Annotated in this window: 16 protein-coding genes and 5 tRNA genes; 14 read left to right on the top strand and 7 right to left on the bottom strand. The window is 71.8% G+C overall.

Going from position 1 to position 17,723, the window contains the following annotated elements; all coding sequences use genetic code 11:
* The first annotated feature begins 228 nt into the window (after positions 1 to 228).
* The 3 genes from cobT (at position 229) to ABZS61_RS03815 (ending at position 6,153) form a co-directional block, all read left to right on the top strand.
* Positions 229 to 3,765 carry a nicotinate-nucleotide--dimethylbenzimidazole phosphoribosyltransferase gene (gene cobT, locus ABZS61_RS03825; protein WP_356415599.1) on the top strand — a complete coding sequence of 1,179 codons (3,537 nt, stop codon included), beginning with the start codon at positions 229 to 231 and terminating at the stop codon, positions 3,763 to 3,765.
* Positions 3,766 to 4,070: 305 nt separating this feature from the next.
* Positions 4,071 to 5,336, top strand: coding sequence for a uroporphyrinogen-III C-methyltransferase (gene cobA / locus ABZS61_RS03820; RefSeq protein WP_356415596.1), 1,266 nt, complete (start codon positions 4,071 to 4,073; stop codon positions 5,334 to 5,336).
* The gene (locus ABZS61_RS03815) at positions 5,329 to 6,153 is read left to right on the top strand and encodes an RNA methyltransferase (RefSeq protein WP_356415593.1); all 825 of its coding nucleotides are present in this window, start codon (positions 5,329 to 5,331) and stop codon (positions 6,151 to 6,153) included. The genes cobA and ABZS61_RS03815 overlap by 8 nt, the downstream gene beginning before the upstream one ends.
* Here the strand turns inward: ABZS61_RS03815 and ABZS61_RS03810 are convergent.
* Entirely contained in the window at positions 6,126 to 7,472 is a 1,347-nt protein-coding gene (locus tag ABZS61_RS03810; RefSeq protein ID WP_356415590.1) for a serine/threonine-protein kinase, read from the bottom strand. The two genes, ABZS61_RS03815 and ABZS61_RS03810, sit on opposite strands and share 28 nt — an antisense overlap.
* 205 nt (positions 7,473 to 7,677) lie before the next feature.
* On the opposite strand from ABZS61_RS03810, the gene ABZS61_RS03805 reads away from it, so the two are divergent.
* From ABZS61_RS03805 to ABZS61_RS03785, 5 genes are all read left to right on the top strand, one after another.
* A complete protein-coding gene (locus ABZS61_RS03805; protein WP_329212876.1) occupies positions 7,678 to 7,935 on the top strand; it encodes a hypothetical protein in 258 nt (85 codons plus the stop codon).
* 188 nt (positions 7,936 to 8,123) lie between these two features.
* Positions 8,124 to 8,330 (top strand): hypothetical protein, encoded by a 207-nt coding sequence (locus tag ABZS61_RS03800; RefSeq protein WP_329212877.1) that lies wholly within the window; start codon positions 8,124 to 8,126, stop codon positions 8,328 to 8,330.
* Positions 8,331 to 8,555: 225 nt separating this feature from the next.
* Complete coding sequence (locus tag ABZS61_RS03795; RefSeq protein ID WP_356415585.1) at positions 8,556 to 9,575, top strand: aminoglycoside phosphotransferase family protein; 1,020 nt, start codon at positions 8,556 to 8,558, stop codon at positions 9,573 to 9,575.
* Positions 9,576 to 9,640: 65 nt separating this feature from the next.
* Positions 9,641 to 9,931 (top strand): zf-TFIIB domain-containing protein, encoded by a 291-nt coding sequence (locus tag ABZS61_RS03790; protein WP_356415582.1) that lies wholly within the window; start codon positions 9,641 to 9,643, stop codon positions 9,929 to 9,931.
* Positions 9,932 to 10,049: 118 nt separating this feature from the next.
* A complete protein-coding gene (locus ABZS61_RS03785) occupies positions 10,050 to 11,402 on the top strand; it encodes an OFA family MFS transporter (RefSeq protein WP_356415579.1) in 1,353 nt (450 codons plus the stop codon).
* Positions 11,403 to 11,556: 154 nt separating this feature from the next.
* On the opposite strand, the gene ABZS61_RS03780 is transcribed toward ABZS61_RS03785, so the two are convergent.
* The 5 genes from ABZS61_RS03780 to ABZS61_RS03760 form a co-directional block, all read right to left on the bottom strand.
* Positions 11,557 to 11,628: transfer RNA gene (locus tag ABZS61_RS03780), tRNA-Val, on the bottom strand.
* A 23-nt stretch (positions 11,629 to 11,651) separates the two neighbouring features.
* Positions 11,652 to 11,723: transfer RNA gene (locus ABZS61_RS03775), tRNA-Val, on the bottom strand.
* Between the two features lie 19 nt (positions 11,724 to 11,742).
* Positions 11,743 to 11,814 (bottom strand) — tRNA-Val (locus tag ABZS61_RS03770).
* 1 nt (position 11,815) lies between these two features.
* Positions 11,816 to 11,889: transfer RNA gene (locus tag ABZS61_RS03765), tRNA-Cys, on the bottom strand.
* 38 nt (positions 11,890 to 11,927) lie between these two features.
* Positions 11,928 to 12,000 (bottom strand) — tRNA-Gly (locus ABZS61_RS03760).
* Between the two features lie 163 nt (positions 12,001 to 12,163).
* Between ABZS61_RS03760 and ABZS61_RS03755 the strand changes: the two genes are divergently transcribed.
* The 3 genes from ABZS61_RS03755 to ABZS61_RS03745 are packed head-to-tail and all read left to right on the top strand — an operon-like array spanning position 12,164 to position 14,907.
* Entirely contained in the window at positions 12,164 to 13,198 is a 1,035-nt protein-coding gene (locus ABZS61_RS03755; protein ID WP_356416397.1) for a chorismate-binding protein, read from the top strand.
* Positions 13,195 to 14,016 carry an aminodeoxychorismate lyase gene (locus ABZS61_RS03750; RefSeq protein ID WP_356415576.1) on the top strand — a complete coding sequence of 274 codons (822 nt, stop codon included), beginning with the start codon at positions 13,195 to 13,197 and terminating at the stop codon, positions 14,014 to 14,016. Before ABZS61_RS03755 ends, ABZS61_RS03750 begins: the two co-directional genes overlap by 4 nt.
* A 54-nt stretch (positions 14,017 to 14,070) precedes the next feature.
* Entirely contained in the window at positions 14,071 to 14,907 is an 837-nt protein-coding gene (locus tag ABZS61_RS03745) for a GNAT family N-acetyltransferase (protein ID WP_356415573.1), read from the top strand.
* Positions 14,908 to 14,945: 38 nt separating this feature from the next.
* Here the strand turns inward: ABZS61_RS03745 and ABZS61_RS03740 are convergent, their stop codons facing one another.
* On the bottom strand, positions 14,946 to 15,461 hold the full coding sequence (locus ABZS61_RS03740; protein WP_356415570.1) for a DsbA family protein: 516 nt from the start codon (positions 15,459 to 15,461) through the stop codon (positions 14,946 to 14,948).
* Between the two features lie 154 nt (positions 15,462 to 15,615).
* Here ABZS61_RS03740 and ABZS61_RS03735 point away from each other — a divergent pair, with 154 nt between their 5' ends.
* The 3 genes from ABZS61_RS03735 to ABZS61_RS03725 all read left to right on the top strand — a co-directional run bounded on the left by ABZS61_RS03735 (position 15,616) and on the right by ABZS61_RS03725 (position 17,714).
* Positions 15,616 to 16,068 carry a hypothetical protein gene (locus ABZS61_RS03735; protein WP_356415567.1) on the top strand — a complete coding sequence of 151 codons (453 nt, stop codon included), beginning with the start codon at positions 15,616 to 15,618 and terminating at the stop codon, positions 16,066 to 16,068.
* Between the two features lie 298 nt (positions 16,069 to 16,366).
* Positions 16,367 to 17,386 carry a LacI family DNA-binding transcriptional regulator gene (locus ABZS61_RS03730; protein WP_356415564.1) on the top strand — a complete coding sequence of 340 codons (1,020 nt, stop codon included), beginning with the start codon at positions 16,367 to 16,369 and terminating at the stop codon, positions 17,384 to 17,386.
* Between the two features lie 172 nt (positions 17,387 to 17,558).
* Positions 17,559 to 17,714 carry a hypothetical protein gene (locus ABZS61_RS03725; RefSeq protein ID WP_356415561.1) on the top strand — a complete coding sequence of 52 codons (156 nt, stop codon included), beginning with the start codon at positions 17,559 to 17,561 and terminating at the stop codon, positions 17,712 to 17,714.
* The last annotated feature ends 9 nt before the right edge of the window (positions 17,715 to 17,723 follow it).

Genomic DNA, 17,723 nt, shown 5'->3' with positions numbered 1-17,723 from the left:
CGATGTGGTACGGCGAAACCGGGGGACGCGCAACGTGGCGCAGTCCACAGCAAGCCGTGGCAGATCTGCCTGTCGCGGCGGCGAACGACCGCGAGAATGTATAGCTCCGCGCGCGTTTCGTGCCGCGCGGCGAGCCCGCTCGTTCTTGTTGACGAGCACCGGCGTGCCGTGGTTCGGGCATCCCGGGCGAAGGGCCGAAGGAGCACTGACGATGGGCGAGGGGTACGCATGACTGACACCGGCCAGATCCCGGGCGAGGGACTGCCGGAGAACGCAGGCATGGTGGAGCAGCCGGGCATCCCCGCCCCGGACGCGTACACCTACCTCGACCCCTCCGAGCACGCACCCGAGGACGAAGACCTTCTGCTGATGCCCGCGCCCCAGGGCGCGTGGAGCGACGCACCCGCCGCCCCGGCACCGGCGCCCGCGCCGCCGGGTCTGCCCGAGCAGTCGGCAGGACAGCAGTCCGCCTTCCAGCCGCAGCACTACGCGCATGTTCCGGCACAGGGCCAGCCCCTGTACGTCGCCGAGGCGCAGACGTCCTCGACCGGCACCCATGAGTCCGGAGGCCGTGACTCCGGCTCCGTCGACCTCAACGGGGTACGGATCCCGGCCCCCGCCCCGGTGCAGACTCCCGCCCAGGTCCCCGTCGCCGCCCAGACCGCCGCCCCGGCGAGGCGGCCGCTGCGCCGAGGCCCCGCCCCGGGCGACGCCCCCTCCTACGGCGGTGCGCCGAGCGGCGGTGTCGTGCGCTCACTCGCCGACCGCGGCCCGGCCGGCGCCCCGCAGAGCTCGATGCCCGCACGGCACGCCGGGTCGCCCACGACGGGTCCCGAGTACTTCGACATCCCGGCGGACGACCAGTCCCGGCTTCCGGGCCCGCAGCTGGGCGAGATCCCGCCCCAGCTCGCCGACCCGTGGGGCGCGCAGGCGCCCGAGCAGGCTCTCCGGCCCGAACCCGTTCCGGCCGTCCCCGCAGAAACGGTCGCCCCCGCAGAACCGGTCGCTCCAGAACCGGTCGCTCCGGAACCGGTCGCACCGGAACACGTGGCCCCGGAGCCGGTGGCCGAGGCGGCACCGGAGGTGCCGGCGGAGGCGCAGACCGAAATTCTCGACGGGCTTCCTGAGGGTGTTCCCGAGGGAACTCCCCTCACGACGCCCCTCGACGCGTCGTTCGAAACTGCCGCTGCCGGGCCCATGGGGCAGTTCGTGCCCGTGGAGGGCTCGGTACCGACGACTCCGCACCTCGCCCCGACGCCCGCTGCCCCGGCAGCCGGACCCGGACAGCCGGAAGCCGGGGCCGTGACGGCTGAGGAGGCGCGGACCGACGCGGTTGTCGACCAGGAGCCCTTCGCCGTCGCCCCGGCCGCTCCTGTCGCGTTCGTGCCCGAAGCCGCCCCGGAAGCGGGGGCCCCGACCGCGCCGGAGCCCACCACTCCTGTGGTGGACGCCGCCCCGGTGCCGGTGGAGGCCCCGGAGCCCGAGCAGACGGTCGAGGCGCCGGACGTCTTCGCCCCGGTCGAGCCGGTCACCTTTGCCGAACCGACCCCCGTGGCGGAACCCGTCGCGATTGCCGAGCCGGTTGCCGTGCCCGAGCCGGTTGCCGTGCCCGAGCCCGAGCCGGTTGCCGTGCCCGAGCCGGTTGCCGTGCCCGAGCCCGAGCCGGTTGCCGTGCCGGACCCCGAGCCGGTCGCGCTCGTGACGTCGGCACCCGTCGCGGAGCCCGAGCCCGCCGCGGAGCCCGTCTCCGTACCGCCGGCCGAAATCCCCGTGGAGGCCGAGGCCGAACCGGGCACCGGACCGGAGATCATCGAGACTCCGGCCCTGGAGATCCCTGCTCCGGCCACCGAGCTCCCGGACAGCGCGGCGGCCGAAGCCGTGACGACGGAGGCCGAGCCCCGCTCGGCCGAGGCGGTGCCCGCGCAAGCGGCTCCCGCCGGGGCCGTGTTCGTCGAAGCGGCTCCCGACGTCGCCGTCGTCGCCGAGGCCGCTCCTGCCGCGGCCCCCGAGCCCGCCGAACCGTCGCCCGCGACCCCGCCCGCCCCCGGCTACGACGACGCCGAGCGCGAAGCCGTCCTCAAGGTCATGCGCGAGCGCCGCGACATCCGCAACGGATTCCGCAGCGACCCCATCCCGCACGAGGTCCTGCTCCGTGTGCTCGAAGCCGCGCACACCGCACCGAGTGTCGGTCACTCCCAGCCGTGGGACTTCGTCGTCATCCGTTCCGCGGAGACCCGCCGTTCGATGCACGAACTGGCTCAGCGCCAACGGGAGGCGTACGCCAAGTCGCTCCCCAAGGCCCGGGCCAAGCAGTTCAAGGAACTGAAGATCGAGGCCATCCTCGACACTCCGGTGAACATCGTCGTCACCGCGGATCCGACCCGCGGCGGCCGCCACACGCTCGGCCGGCACACCCAGCCGCAGATGGCCCCGTACTCCTCGGCGCTCGCCGTCGAGAACCTGTGGCTCGCCGCCCGCGCCGAGGGCCTCGGAGTCGGCTGGGTCAGCTTCTTCGACGAGCGTGAGATGGTCCGTGCCCTGGGCCTGCCCGATCACCTCGAAGTCGTCGCGTACCTCTGCGTCGGTTACGTCGACGAGTTCCCCGAGGAGCCCGAGCTGATGCAGGCGGGCTGGTCCAAGCGCCGCCCGCTGTCCTGGGTCGTCCACGAGGAGACGTACGGCCGTCGTGCCCTGCCCGGCGAGGAGCCGCACGACCTGCTGCAGGACACCATCGCGAGCATCCGCCCGCTGGACGCGAAGGCGCTCGGCGAGGCCTGGGAACGCCAGAAGCGGATGACTAAGCCCGCAGGCGCGCTCGGCATGCTGGAGATCATCTCCGCCCAGCTGTCCGGACTCTCGCGGGTCTGCCCGCCGCCGGTCCCGGAGCCCGCCGCCGTCGCGATCTTCGCCGGTGACCACGGGGTGCACGCCCAGGGCGTCACGGCGTGGCCGCAGGAGGTCACGGGCCAGATGGTCGCCAACTTCCTCGGCGGCGGAGCCGTGTGCAACGCGTTCGCGGCCCAGGTGGGCGCCGAGGTCTGCGTGGTCGATGTCGGAGTCGCCTCCGACCTGCCCTCGACCCCCGGCCTCCTTCCCCGGAAGGTACGCCCGGGGACGGCCGACTTCACGACGGGCCCCGCGCTCACCCGCGACGAGGTCCTCGCGGCGATCGAGGTCGGCATCGAGACCGCGCGGGACCTGGTGGCGGCAGGCAACAAGGGCCTGCTCACAGGTGAGATGGGCATCGCCAACACCACCGCGTCGGCGGCTCTGATCTGCGTGTACACGGGCATGGACCCGGCCGAGGTGACCGGGCGAGGCACCGGGATCAACGACGAGATGCACGCCCGCAAGGTCGACGTGGTCCGGCGCGGCCTGGAGCTGCACCAGCCCGACCCGGCCGATCCGATCGGCGTGCTGGCAGCCGTCGGCGGTCTCGAGCACGCCGCGATGGCGGGCTTCCTGCTGGGGGGTGCGTCGCTCCGCACACCCGTCATCCTCGACGGTGTGAGCGCGGGCGCGGCTGCCCTGGTCGCCCGTGCGATCGCCCCCGAGGCGCTCGCCGCCTGCATCGCCGGACACCGCAGCGCGGAACCCGGCCACGTCGCCGCCCTCAACAAGCTGGGCCTGCGCCCGCTGGTCGACCTGGACCTCAGGCTCGGCGAGGGGACGGGCGCCCTGCTCGCCCTGCCGATCGTGCAGAGCGCGGCGCGCGCGATGCACGACGTGGCGACCTTCGACTCAGCAGGAGTCACGGAGAAGTAGCGGGCACCGCACCGCCGGAGCACCGGTCCCACCCGTGTGGGACCGGGGCCGCGTGTGCGAGCACGACCGAGGACCGGGGACGGGCGCAGCCCCGGTCACGGGCAGGGCGGGCAGGGGACCAGGCCCACCGCGGGCGCCCACCGGACCGCCGCACCGCACACCGACCCTCGCCCCCACCACCCCGTATCGTGGTTCCACACGCCACACGCCACAGCCCCCCACACGCCACAGCCTCACGTCACAGCCGCTCCACCGCCGCAGCGGCCCGCAGCACACCGCACCCTGCACGAGGAGCCCGTACCGCCATGGCCGAGTACGACGATCACCCTGCCTACCCCGTCGGACTGCGCCTGACCGGGCGCCGCGTCGTCGTGGTCGGCGGCGGCCAGGTCGCGCAGCGCCGGCTGCCCGCCCTCATCGCGGCCGGCGCCGACATCACCCTGATCTCGCCGTCCACCACCCCGTCCGTCGAGGCGATGGCGGACGCCGGTGAGATCCGCTGGGAGCGCCGCCGGTACGAGGACGGTGACCTCGCCGACACCTGGTACGCCCTCGTCGCGTCCAGCGACGCCGCAGCCAACGACGCCGCGTCCGTCGAGGCGGAGCGCACCCGCACCTGGTGCGTCCGCAGTGACGACGCGGAGGCGGCGACCGCCTGGACGCCGGCCACCGGCCGCAGCGAGGGCATCACGGTCGCCGTCCTCACCACCACCTCGCAGGGCCGGGACCCCCGCCACTCCGCCGCGGTCCGCGACGCGATCGTCGAGGGCCTGCGCGACGGTACCCTCGCCGCCCCGCATCACCGCACCCGTGCCCCCGGCGTCGCGCTGGTCGGAGGCGGTCCGGGCGACCCCGACCTGATCACGGTCCGGGGCCGGCGTCTCCTGGCCGAGGCCGATGTGGTCATCGCCGACCGGCTCGGTCCCCGCGACCTGCTCGACGAACTCCCGCCGCACGTCGAGGTGATCGACGCGGCGAAGATCCCGTACGGCCGCTACATGGCGCAGGAGGCGATCAACCAGGCGCTGATCGACCACGCCAAGGCGGGCAAGGCCGTCGTCCGGCTCAAGGGCGGCGACCCCTTCGTGTTCGGCCGCGGAATGGAGGAGGCCCAGGCGCTGGCCGCCGAAGGCATCGCCTGCACGGTCGTCCCCGGCATCTCCAGTTCGATCTCCGTACCTGGGGCGGCCGGTATCCCGGTCACCCACCGCGGAGTCGCCCATGAGTTCACCGTGGTCAGCGGGCACGTGGCCCCCGAGGACCCGCGCTCGCTGGTCGACTGGGAGGCCCTCGCACAGCTGCGCGGCACCCTCGTCCTCCTGATGGCCGTCGACAAGATCGGCGCCATCGCCCGCGCGCTCATCTCCCACGGCAAGTCCCCCGATACGCCGGTCGCCCTGGTCCAGGAGGGCACCACGGCCGCTCAGCGGAGGGTCGACGCGACCCTCGGAGACGTCGGGGAACGCGTGGTCGCGGAGGACGTGCGTCCGCCTGCCGTGATCGTCATCGGCGCCGTCGTCGGCGTCGGCACCGGCCCGGTCACCGGTGAGGAAGCATCGTCCCGTGGCTGAACTCATCACCGTCGAGGACCCCGACGACCCCCGTCTGAGTGACTACACAGGTCTCACGGACGTCGAACTCCGGCGCCGCCGGGAGCCCGCCGAAGGCCTCTTCATCGCCGAGGGCGAGAAGGTCATCAGACGGGCCAGGGACGCCGGCTACGAGATGCGGTCCATGCTGCTGTCCGCCAAGTGGGTCGACGTGATGCGCGACGTCATCGACGAGGCCCGCGAACCCGTGTACGTGGTCACACCGGAGCTCGCCGAACGCGTCACCGGCTACCACGTGCACCGCGGAGCCCTCGCCTCCATGCAGCGCAAGCCGCTGCCCGACGTCGGCTCCCTCCTGGCCCCGGAGTCCGGGAACGTCCGCCGGGTGGCCGTCTTCGAGGACATCGTCGACCACGCCAATCTCGGAGCGGCCTTCCGCAACGCGGCAGCGCTCGGCGTCGACGCCGTCCTCCTCACCCCGCGCTGCGCCGACCCCCTGTACCGGCGGGCGGTGAAGGTGTCGATGGGGTCCGTCTTCCTGGTCCCGTGGACCAGGCTCGGTTCATGGCCCGATGACGTCGAGCTGTTCCGCTCGGCCGGCTTCACCACCGCCGCGCTCTGCCTCAGCGAGCAGTCGATCACCCTGGACGCCCTGGCCGCACGTCAGCACGAGAGGCTCGCGCTCGTCTTCGGTACCGAGGGGGACGGGCTCACCCCCGAGGCGCTCGCCGCCGCGGACGAACACGTCCGCATCCCCATGGACGCCGGAGTCGACTCACTCAACGTCGCGGCGGCCTCGGCCGTCGCCTTCTACGCGACGCGGGCCGTTTCCGCCTGACCGGGCCGCGCCACCTGCTGATCCACGGCCCCGTACGCGTCGTGGGTCCGGGACGGCGTGCTGCCCAGCCCCTGCGAGGGGCCCTGACAGCCCTGCGCGGCCGCGATCCCCAGCGCCACGAGCAGGGTCACGACGACGAACACGACGAGCCGCTGGCGCAGCAGCCGCGGATTGGCGGGCCGCCGCTTGCCGCCCTTCCCGGTGGAGGTCGTACGGACCCCGGGGCGGGTGCCCGGCCGGCCGGCCGTCCCGTTGGTGCCCTGCGGACGCTTCCCGGAAGGCCCGGTGCCCCGCGCCGCCTGGGGGCGTGAGCCACCGGTACGTGGCGGCGCGGAGCGCGACGACGAGGGGCGCCCGGCCGCGGGACGGGGCGCCGGAGTGGGGCCGGCCGCCGCGCGCCGGGTGTGCTGCTCGGTGTACGGGCCGTCGAGGAGACCGGTCGGCCGGTCCAGCTCCTGCTCGGCCCGCTGGGCGGGCGGCCTGCGCTCTTGCAGTCCCTGCGCCTCGCGCGCGGCGATCTCCTTGAGGCGCATCGAGAGCTGCAGCGTGCTCGGCCGCTCCTCCGGGTCCTTGGCCAGACAGGCGCGCACCAGCGGGGCGAGCGCATCGTGCACTTCGAACAGATGCGGCTCCTCGTGCACCACGCGGTAGAGCATCACCTCGGAACTGCCGTGCCCGAAGGGCGAGTCGGCCATCGCCGCGTACGCCAGGGTGGCGCCCAGCGAGAACACGTCCGTGGCGGGCGTCACCGCCGCGCCCCGCACCTGCTCGGGCGCCAGGAAGCCCGGCGAACCGACAGCCGTCCCGACGTGGGTGAGCGTGCTCGCCCCGGTCGCCCAGGCGATACCGAAGTCGATGATCCGGGGGCCCTTGGGGGAGAGGAGGATGTTCGACGGCTTCAGATCACGGTGAACGACCCCGGCCTCGTGCACCGCCACCAGTCCTTCGGACAGGGCCGCACCGATCGAGGCCACCTCGGCCGCCGACAGCGGACCCTCCTCGACGACCTTGTCGTGCAGCGAAGGCCCCGGTACGTACTGCGTCGCGAACCACGGGCGGTCCGCCTCCAGATCGGCGGCCACCAGGCGCGCCGTACAGCCGCCGCGGATCCGGCGGGCGGCGGACACCTCGCGCGCGAAGCGTGAGCGGAACTCCTGGTCCTCCGCCAGATCCGGCCGGATCACCTTGAGCGCCACCCGCTGGCCCCTGCGGTCGGAACCCAGATAGACCACACCCATGCCGCCCGCACCGAGCCGCCGGTGCAGCCTGAACGAGCCGACGACACGCGGGTCCTCGCGCCGGAGCCGCATCATCGCCATCGTCTGCCCATCCCCGCTGCCGGTCCGCCTGACGAGGCACAGCTTACGTACCCGCGGCGCGGCGCGCTCAGAGGCCGCGCCCTCGCCGGCCCATCGATTGTCAGTGCCCGGTGGGAGAATTGAGGAGTGGTCAGGGAGCCGGAGATCCAGGCCCTGTGACCCGTGCGAGATCTCAAAGGACCGTCGCAGAAGGGGGATTGGATCAATGAAGGGCGATCGCGTGGAGATAGTCGTGGACGCGGGAGACACGACGCGTACGTACGAGGTGGTGGCCTCCAGGGCAGGCCGCCGGGTGGAGACAGCAGTCCGTCGCGGGGTGGTCGAAGTGAGCGAAGTCACCCGAAGTGGATCAGTTGTCCGAACCGCCCGCTTCATGGCGACCAGGGTGCTCGCCCTGGTCGAGCAACCGGTCCCCAGGGAGGACGACTCCGAGCGTCCCCTCCGGGAAGACCCCAAGGCGTAGCGCCGCATCTCCACCCAGGGGAGTACACCGAATGCCGACGGCTCATCCTCCGGGAGGCCCGGTAATCGGTACGCGGGCATGACGCCCGAGGGTGTTCGCCTCCCTAATGTTGAAGTCAAGCGGCGGGCGCAGAACTCGTCCCCCGAGGTCGAACGCCCGCCGCTCCGAAACAGGTCAGGAGAGGAACCATGGCGGACACGGCAACGCGGACCATGATCCGCGCACAGGGACGCAGGGCCTACGCCTCGTTCGGTGCACGCCCGTCCGGTACGCGCCACCCCCTGGTGGCGACAGCCATGGTCCTTCCCCTGGCGGCCCTGCTCGTAGTCGTCTTCGGCGGCTGGGACGCAGTGGTCACACAAGCGTCGTCCGTGGGCGTGATGCTGGGGCGCTGAGCGGCGCCCCGTGGTCCGGAAGAGCGGTCCGGACCAGGACATCCGGCCAACAACCCCGTGGGGACGGGGGTGCGGCGGACGGCAGCGTTTGTCCGGCCAGCTGGGGAGCTGGCCGGACATCGCGCTGTCCGGGCCCCTTCAGGGCTGCCGGGCGGCCACGCCCCGTACGCTCGTCGGCGGGACCGGCCGCAGGGCCGGCCGACCACCGCCGGGGGAGCCGAACCGATGACCACCACCCCTGTCGTACGCGTGCTGGGCGACCTCGCCCATGCCGGCAGTCATGTCTCTGCCGTCGCGTGCGACTGCCCCCCGCCCCGGGTGCTCGCGGACCGGCCCGACGGAACCGTGGTCCGCAGGGGGTCGGTGGTGGCCAAGGCGCACGCCCCGGACACCGACCGGCCGGACCTGGCGGACCGCCTCGCCCTGGCCGCGGCACCGCTCCTCGCGGGCATCCTGCTCCCGCCCCTGCCGGTCCCCGCACCCCGGCAGGATCCGCAGACCGCTGCGCACCCCGCGCCGGGCGTGCCCCCGACCGTCCACCTCGGGGTGACGCCCGACGGCCGCCCCGTCAGCCTCTGGCCGCACGGTGAACCCGTCGACCCCTCGGACCCCGAGGCAGCTCCCTGGGCGGAGGCGGGCACCCTCCTGGCCCGGCTGCACCGCACCTCGTCGCCCCATCGGCTGCCGCCCATGCGCGGGCCCGCAAAGGCCGCCCGGGCCGTCGCGCGGATGCGTGCGGCCCTGCCCGGCGCCCCGGACACCGCTCCCGTCCTCGCGGCCTGGCGCGGCCTGCCCGCCTGGGCCCGTGACGAGGCGCCGGCCACCGGACCCCGGGCCGGCTTCGTCTGCCACGGAGATCTGCACCTCGGCCAGCTCGTCCGCCACCCGGCCCCGCACGGGCCCTGGTTGCTGATCGACGTCGACGACGCGGGCCTCGGCGACCCCGCCTGGGACCTGGCACGTCCCGCCGCCTGGTACGCGGCGGGGCTGCTGGCTCCCGAGGTCTGGCTGCGTTTCCTGGACGCCTACCGGGCCGCGGGCGGTCCAGCCGTACGCGCCGAGGGGGACCCGTGGCCAGACCTGGACGTGGCCGCGCGGGCGCTCACGGTGCAGACGGCGGCGCTCGCCTTCGCCAAGTCCGCGGCGGAGGGCCGAAGTCCGGATGAGGTGGAACAGATGATGATCGACGCGTGTGTCCGAATTGCGTCCCTCCCGCCCGAGTTGACACCCGAGCTCTCGTCGTAGGGTGAACCGACTGTCGCCGGGCATGCATTCCGGCGACATCGAAACGACGGTGAGGAGCCGGCCCGATGATCCAGTGTCCCAAGTGCCATGCACAGATGAACACGTACAACCGCAACGGTGTCCAGATCGAGCAGTGCACCGGCTGCCGCGGCATATTCCTCGACTACGGCGAGCTGGAGTCGCTGACCCGCCTCGAGTCGCAGTGGTCGCAGCAGGCCCCGCCCGCCCCCCAGGCGTACCCCGCCGCCCCACAGGCCTACCCCGCGGCCCCGGCTCCCGCGTGGGGTGCGCCGCACCAGGGTCACCACGGACACCACCGCCAGAAGAGCTTCGGCAGGATGCTCTTCTCCTCCTGAACCCCTGCGGGGCCCGGACGCGTTGCGTCCGGGCCCGTCGCGCCCGCATTGCATACCGTCGACGAAGTTCGGTTCACGATCTAGTCATGAGCATGATCGCTGCCTAGAGTGCGGGGCCATGAACTTCCTCGACAGGTCCCGAACTGTCGCACCCCCGGGCTGGAGCCGCTGGCTCGTGCCACCTGCCGCGCTCGCCGTGCACCTCTCCATCGGACAGGCCTACGCCTGGAGCGTGTTCAAGCCCCCACTCGAATCAGCCCTCGGGCTGTCGGGCACCGTGAGCGCCCTCCCGTTCCAGCTCGGCATCGTGATGCTGGGCCTCTCCGCGGCCTTCGGCGGCACGCTCGTCGAACGCAACGGTCCGCGCTGGGCGATGGCCGTCTCCCTCGTCTGCTTCTCCTCCGGCTTCCTCGTCGCCGCCCTCGGTGCGGCCACCGGCCAGTACTGGCTCGTCGTCCTCGGCTACGGCTTCATCGGCGGGATCGGGCTCGGCATCGGATACATCTCCCCGGTCTCCACCCTCATCAAGTGGTTCCCCGACCGCCCGGGCATGGCCACCGGCATCGCCATCATGGGCTTCGGCGGCGGCGCCCTCATCGCCTCGCCCTGGTCCACGGGCATGCTCGAGAGCTTCGGTACGGACCGCTCCGGCATCGCGAGCGCCTTCCTCGTCCACGGCGTCGTCTACGCGGCGTTCATGGCGCTCGGCGTCCTCCTGGTGCGGGTACCGCCGGACGGCTGGCTCCCCGACGGCTGGGAGCCGAAGCAGGAGACCCGCAGGCTCGTCACCAACGCCCAGGTCTCGGCCCGCAACGCCCTGCGCACACCGCAGTTCTGGTGCCTGTGGGTGGTCCTGTGCATGAACGTCACCGCGGGCATCGGCATCCTCGAGAAGGCCGTGCCCATGATCCAGGACTTCTTCGCGGACACCTCCACCCCGGTGTCGGTCTCCGCGGCGGCGGGCTTCGTCGCCCTGCTCTCGCTGGCCAACATGGGCGGCCGCCTTCTGTGGTCCTCCACCTCGGACCTGATCGGCCGCAAGAACATGTACCGCGTCTACCTCGGTGTCGGCGCGCTGATGTACGTGATGATCGCCCAGCTCGGCAACGGCTCCAAGCCGCTCTTCATCTGCTGCGCACTGGTGATCCTCTCCTTCTACGGAGGAGGGTTCGCGACCGCTCCCGCCTACCTGAGGGACCTCTTCGGCACGTACCAGGTCGGAGCCATTCACGGCCGACTGCTGACCGCATGGTCCACGGCGGGCGTACTCGGTCCGCTGATCGTCAACAGGGTCGCCGACGCGGGGGAGCGCGCCGGCCACAGCGGCCCCAGCCTCTACACGACCTCCCTGACCATCATGATCGGGCTGCTGATCGTCGGTTTCGTCGCCAACGAGTGCATACGCCCCGTCCATCCCCGCTTCCACGAGACACCGGAAGGGAGCAGCCCCCGTGTCCACCAGGAGTCGTAAGCCGCTCATGGTCCTCGTCTGGCTCTGGGTCGCCGTGCCGTTCGGCTACGGGCTGTACGAACTGGCCCGCAAGGCCACCCAGCTGTTCACCGGCTGACCCCACGGGACAACGACGAAGCCCCCGGTCGTCGAGACGACCGGGGGCTTCGAACGGTGCGCGATACTGGGATTGAACCAGTGACCTCTTCCGTGTCAGGGAAGCGCTCTCCCGCTGAGCTAATCGCGCAGGGTGACCCTGCGTGTACTGCGTGCGCGATACTGGGATTGAACCAGTGACCTCTTCCGTGTCAGGGAAGCGCTCTCCCGCTGAGCTAATCGCGCGGGGGTCCTTGCGGACCGGTGGACGATACTGGGATTGAACCAGTGACCCCTTCCGTGTCAGGGAAGTGCTCTCCCGCTGAGCTAATCGTCCTTGGAGGTGGAGACGGGATTTGAACCCGTGTAGACGGCTTTGCAGGCCGTTGCCTCGCCTCTCGGCCACTCCACCAGGGGCGGGGGTTCGGGAAGGATCCCCCACCTTCTGCGAGCGGACGACCAGGTTCGAACTGGCGACCTCAACCTTGGCAAGGTTGCGCTCTACCAACTGAGCTACGTCCGCTTGTCATTCCCGGTCGGCTTGCGCGTCCCGGTGACGTGTTGAACTCTAGCGGATTCCCGGGCCAGCACAAAAACGCGTTTGCGCAGCGTGCTGCGCTGCCTCTGCCCCGCCGCAGGTCACCGTGCACCGTTCTAGACTCACCAGAGTGCACGACCTTGCCCCCATGGCCCGCTTCGGCGGCCTCATCGCCTCAGGCCTGCAGGATGTGACCAGCGATCCTGCGGCACTCGAATCATCCGGTTTCTGGGCCGTATCAGCTGATTTCGAGGGCCGTCTCGTCTGCGCCCGCTTCTCCACCGTACGGACCGAGCAGGTGCCCCTCCCCGTACCCGGGGCCTGGCGGGGACCGGCGCCGCAGGACTGGACCTCGTCGCTCGACGAGGACGCCTACAAGGCCGGCGTACGGCGGATCCGTGAACACATCGCGGCGGGCGAGGTCTACCAGGCCAACCTCTGCCGGGTCCTGTCCGCCCCGCTGCCCGGCCCCGCCGCCGACGTGGACGCCCTCACCGCCCTGCTGGCCCGCGGCAACCCCGCTCCTTACGCGGGGACGATCCGGCTGCCGGCCCAGGGCGTCGAGATAGCCACCGCATCCCCCGAGCTCTTCCTCAGGCGCGAGGGCCGGACCGTCGAGTCCGGGCCGATCAAGGGAACCGGGCGGACCGAGGACGATCTGCTGGAGAAGGACCACGCCGAGAACGTGATGATCGTCGACCTGGTCCGCAACGACCTGGGCCGGGTCTGCGCGACCGGCAGCGTGAGCGTCCCCGACCTTTGTGTGGTGGAGAAGCACCCCGGACTCGTCCACCTCGTCTCCACCGTGCGCGGCCGGCTGGCCGACGGTGCAGGCTGGCCGGAGCTGCTCACCGCCGCGTTCCCGCCCGGATCCGTCACCGGTGCCCCCAAGTCCAGTGCGCTGCGGATCATCGACGCCCTCGAGACATCGCCGCGCGGTCCGTACTGCGGAGGAATCGGCTGGGTGGACGCGGACAGGGACACCGCGGAACTGGCCGTCGGCATAAGGACCTTCTGGATCGACCGCACGGGCACGGCACCCGAGCTGCGCTTCGGTACCGGAGCCGGCATCACCTGGGGATCCGACCCCCAGCGCGAATGGGCGGAGACCGAGCTGAAGGCGTCCCGGCTGCTCGTTGTAGCGTCGGGCGCCTACGAGGAGACAGGAAGGACCGCGTCATGAGGATTTGGGTCAACGGTGAACTCCGGGACGCCGATGACGCACGGGTGTCCGTGCTCGATCACGGACTGACCGTGGGGGACGGCATCTTCGAGACGGTCAGGGTCGACCGGGGCCGCCCCTTCGCCCTCACCCGGCATCTCGACCGGCTGACCCGCTCGGCCAGGGGCCTCGGACTGTCCGACCCTGACCCGGACGAGGTCCGCCGCGCCGCGGAGGCCGTCATCGCGGCCAATCCCATGGCGCTCGGCCGGCTGCGGATCACGTACACCGGCGGCCTCTCGCCCCTCGGTTCCGACCGCGGCGACGCGGGTCCCAGCCTCGTCGTCGCGCTCGGCGAGACGTCCCGCCGTCCCGACAGCACAGCCGTGATCACCGTTCCCTGGACGCGCAACGAACGCAGCGCGGTGGCGGGGCTCAAGACCACCTCGTACGCCGAGAACGTCGTCGCCCTCGCACGCGCCCACGAGCAGGGCGCCTCCGAGGCGCTCTTCCCCAACACGGTCGGGCAGCTCTGCGAGGGCACCGGATCCAATGTCTTCGTCGTGCTCGACGGCCGGATCCACACCCCTCCCCTCACCTCCGGATGCCTCGCCGGGATCACCCGCGCACTGGCCGTGGAGTGGACAGGGGCGCAGGAGACGGAGCTGCCGCTGGACATCCTCGAAAGGGCCGAGGAGATCTTCCTGACCTCCACGCTCCGGGACATCCAGGCCGTCCACCGGGTGGACGGACGGGGGCTGCCGGGCGCGCCGGGGCCGGTGACCGCGAAGGCGATGCGGATCTTCGACGAGCGCGCGGGCGACGACCTCGATCCCTGAGCCGTCCGGCAAAAACAGGTGACGGACCGAGACCGAGCGGATAGAACACCCCTGATGACCACGACCCTCCGGCCGACCGGGCCGATCCAGCAAGGCGCCGACGGCGCACAGGAACGCACGTACGACGTGTGCGACAACGGGCGTCCCGTCGGTGCCGTCGCCGTCTCCACCGATCCGGTGTTCGGCGCGTCGGCCGGAATAATCCGGTCCCTGCGCATCGAGGAACCGCACCGCAGGCGGGGCCGGGGCACCATCGCCGCCCTCGCCGCGGAAGAGGTGCTGCGCAGTTGGGGCTGCACCCAGGTCCGGCTGGTGGCTCCCGCGGACAACGGGGCCGCCCGGGGGCTCGGGGCCGTGCTCGGCTACACCGAACGCAGCCGGAACATGGTCAAGGAGCTCCGCCGGACCGCACCCGCACTCCCGGACGGGGTCACCGGGCGTCCCATGAGCGGCCAGGAGTTCGCCGACTGGGCGAGCACCAGCGTGGAGGCGTACGCGCAGAACTGGATCGAGCGCGGCGTCCCGGAGGAGCAGGCCCGGCGGAAGTCCGAGACCGACCACGCCACCAACCTGCCGGACGGTCTGGCCACCGAAGGCATGCACTTCCACGTCCTCGTCCACGGTGGCGACGTCATCGGCCATGTGTGGGTGGCGCGGCACGAGACGCCGCAGGGCGAGGCGATCGGATACGTCTTCGATGTCGAGGTCCGGGGAGAGCACCGCGGACACGGATACGGCCGTGCGCTGATGCACCGTGCCGAGGACATCACGCTCGACTCGGGGCTCGGCAGGCTCGGCCTGCACGTCTTCGCGTCCAACACCCCCGCGCTGCGGCTGTACGAGTCGCTCGGTTACCAGCCGACCCAGTACAACCTGGCCAAGACGCTGTAGGCGGGCCTCGCGGCCCGTCGCCCCCGGCGGACCCGAGGTCAGCCGCGGTCGGCCAGCAGACGGTCGGCGATCTCCTCGATCCGCTCGCGCAGCCCCTCCTGGCTCTTGCCGCCGTCCAGCCGTTCGTCACCGATCACGTACGTCGGGGTTCCGGTGACTCCGATGGCCTTGCCCTCGGCCTGGTCCGCGTCGGCGATCAGCATGTGCCGGCCGTCGATCAGCGCGGTGTCGAACTCCTCCGCGTCCAGCCCCAGTTCGCGTGCCACATCGAGCAGCACGGGCTCACCTGTACGGGCGAGGTCGGCGGTGCGGGCCAGTACGGCCTCGATGTACGGCCATCCCTTGCCCTGTTCGACGGCCTCCTCGGCCGCCTGCGCCGCGGCGTACGCGTACGTGTGCTTCTCCAGCGGGAAGTGGCGCAGCCGGATCTCCAGCCGGTCGCCGTAGCGGGCGCGTAGGGCTCGGACGTCGGAGAGGGCCTGATGGCAGTCGGGGCACTCGAGATCGCACCAGATGTCCAGGACGACCGGGGCTGCGGGGGTGGAATCGCTCATGGGATCAGTCTTTCAGGCCGGACCCGCGCTTCCCAATCGGGACCTGGGGAGGACGGCAGCCCTGAAATGTCCCTGATGTGGCCGGGGACCGTGGCCCCGGAGCCGTGACCGGTGCAGGATGGAAGGGACGTTTCCCGATGTGCTGGAGGCACCGATGCTTGCCGAGACCATCTGTTCCGCGGTGTCGGCGGCGGGCCTGGGCATCGCCGCGCTCACCGCGTACCGCAAGCGATTCCTCGCGGCGACCCGGATCGCCGCCTACTCGCTGGTGCCTGTCGGCCTCGTGATGACCGGTGTCGTGGAGTGGTTGTCCGACATCGTGTTCAAGCCCAGTGTCTGGCTCGGCTTCGGGCTGCTCGCGCTGGCGTGGCTCCTCTTCATGACCACACGGGCCGTGGAGCGCCGTGGTGGCTCCACCCGCAAGGAACGCAAGGCCGCGCGGGCAGCGTCGCAGGGTGGCGCCGTCTCCCCGGCAGCTTCGACCCCCTCACTGACGTCCGCGAACACGACGGCCGGTCCGCAGCCGAAGAAGAAGCCGCAGCAGGCCGCCGCGCCCGGTGAGGACTTCAGCGACATCGAGGCGATCCTGAAGAAGCACGGCATCTGACGAGGCCGGCGGGCGCTGCGGGGCGCTGTGAGAATGGCTGTCATATGAATCGATTCATGCGCTGACTCGTGCGCGAGCCGCTCGCCTCCGCTTCACGCATCGGTATATTCGGGGTTGCTTCGATCCGATCTTGACGGTACCCGGGGATGGAGCTAGCGTCCCGAACGGATTGAAACAATTCATTCCTGGGCCGCAAGGCAGGCGCGACGGGCCGGCGGATCATGCCGGATGTCGTCGGCGGGACAGGGATACGCTGCGCCGGTGCGCGGCGGCCGGACGCATCAGTGGGGCAGGGCAAGTGGGGCGTGTGGCAGGGATCAAGGATGTGGCCCGGCAGGCCGGAGTCTCGGTGGGCACCGTCTCCAACGTGATCAACCGCCCCGAGGCGGTGCTTCCGGACACCCGGGCCCGGGTGCTGGCGGCGATCGAGGAGCTCGGTTACGTACGCAGTGAGTCGGCCAGGCAGCTCAGGGCAGGCCGCAGCCGGATCATGGCCCTGCTCGTCCTCGACATGGGCAACCCCTTCTTCGTCGACATCGCCCGCGGCGCGGAACGCGCGGCCCGGGCCGCCGGCCTCGGCGTGATGGTGTGCAACAGCGGCCAGAGCCCCGAGGAGGAGGCCGAATACCTCGGGCTCTTCGCCGAACAGCGCGTCTGCGGGGTGCTCGTCACCCCGGCCGACGCCACCGGCGGCAACCTCGAGGCGTTCGGCCGCCACCGGATTCCGTACGTGCTCGTGGACCGGGTCGCCCCGGGTGCCGAGACCTGCGCCGTCTCCGTCGACGACGTACGCGGCGGCAGGCTTGCCGTCGGGCACCTCGTCTCGGCGGGGCACCGCTCCGTCGCCTACGTCAGCGGTCCCGGCGACCTGCACCAGATCAGGGACCGCCGAGAGGGTGCCCTCTCCGCCCTCGCCGAGGCCGGATTCGGCCCCGAAGCCCTCATCGAGATCCCGTCCGACCGCCTGGACGTGGCGGCTGGCCGGGACGCCGGGGCACGGCTGCTCGGTCTCGTACCGCGCCCGACCGCCGTCTTCTGCGCCAACGACCTGCTTGCCCTCGGTGTCCTTCAGTCGCTCTACGCGGCGGGCGTCCGGGTGCCGCAGGACGTCGCCATCGTCGGTTACGACGACATCGAGTTCGCCGCGGCGGCCGCCGTGCCGCTGACCTCGGTCAGGCAGCCCGCCGTGCTCATGGGCAGGATGGCGGCGGAGCTCCTTCTCGAGGAGGCGGACGACGGGGACGGCAGCCACCGGCACCGCAGTGTGGTGCTCCAGCCGGAGCTCGTCGTACGCGCCTCCAGCGCCGCTCCCCGCTGACCCGCGGACCGTGCCCGGAGCGGGATCCACGGGTCGTGGGCGGTGGGTGCGAATGTGTGACGGAGGATCGGACGCCGGAGCGAATCCGCGACGTCCACGGAGGGTGAACTCCCCGTGCGAAAAGGCGTGTTGATCGCCAACGGGGGTGTCTCTGCGTCATGATCGCCTCGAGATGGTGGACACATACCGGGGCGAGGCCCCCGCACCCCCCGCCGAAGAGCCCCGTGGCTGCCTCTTCGCGCTGTCCCAGCCACCCCTGATGATCTTCCTTACGGTGATCGGCGGTCTCCTGCTGATGGCCGCGCTGCATGATCTTTTTCTGCTGTGAGCGGGCACC

It is taken from the genome of Streptomyces sp. NPDC005566 (assembly GCF_040605575.1).
Classification (GTDB): Bacteria; Actinomycetota; Actinomycetes; order Streptomycetales; family Streptomycetaceae; genus Streptomyces.
Note: the sequence above shows the minus strand (reverse complement) of the source record. Positions and strands in the feature narration are given on the sequence as shown.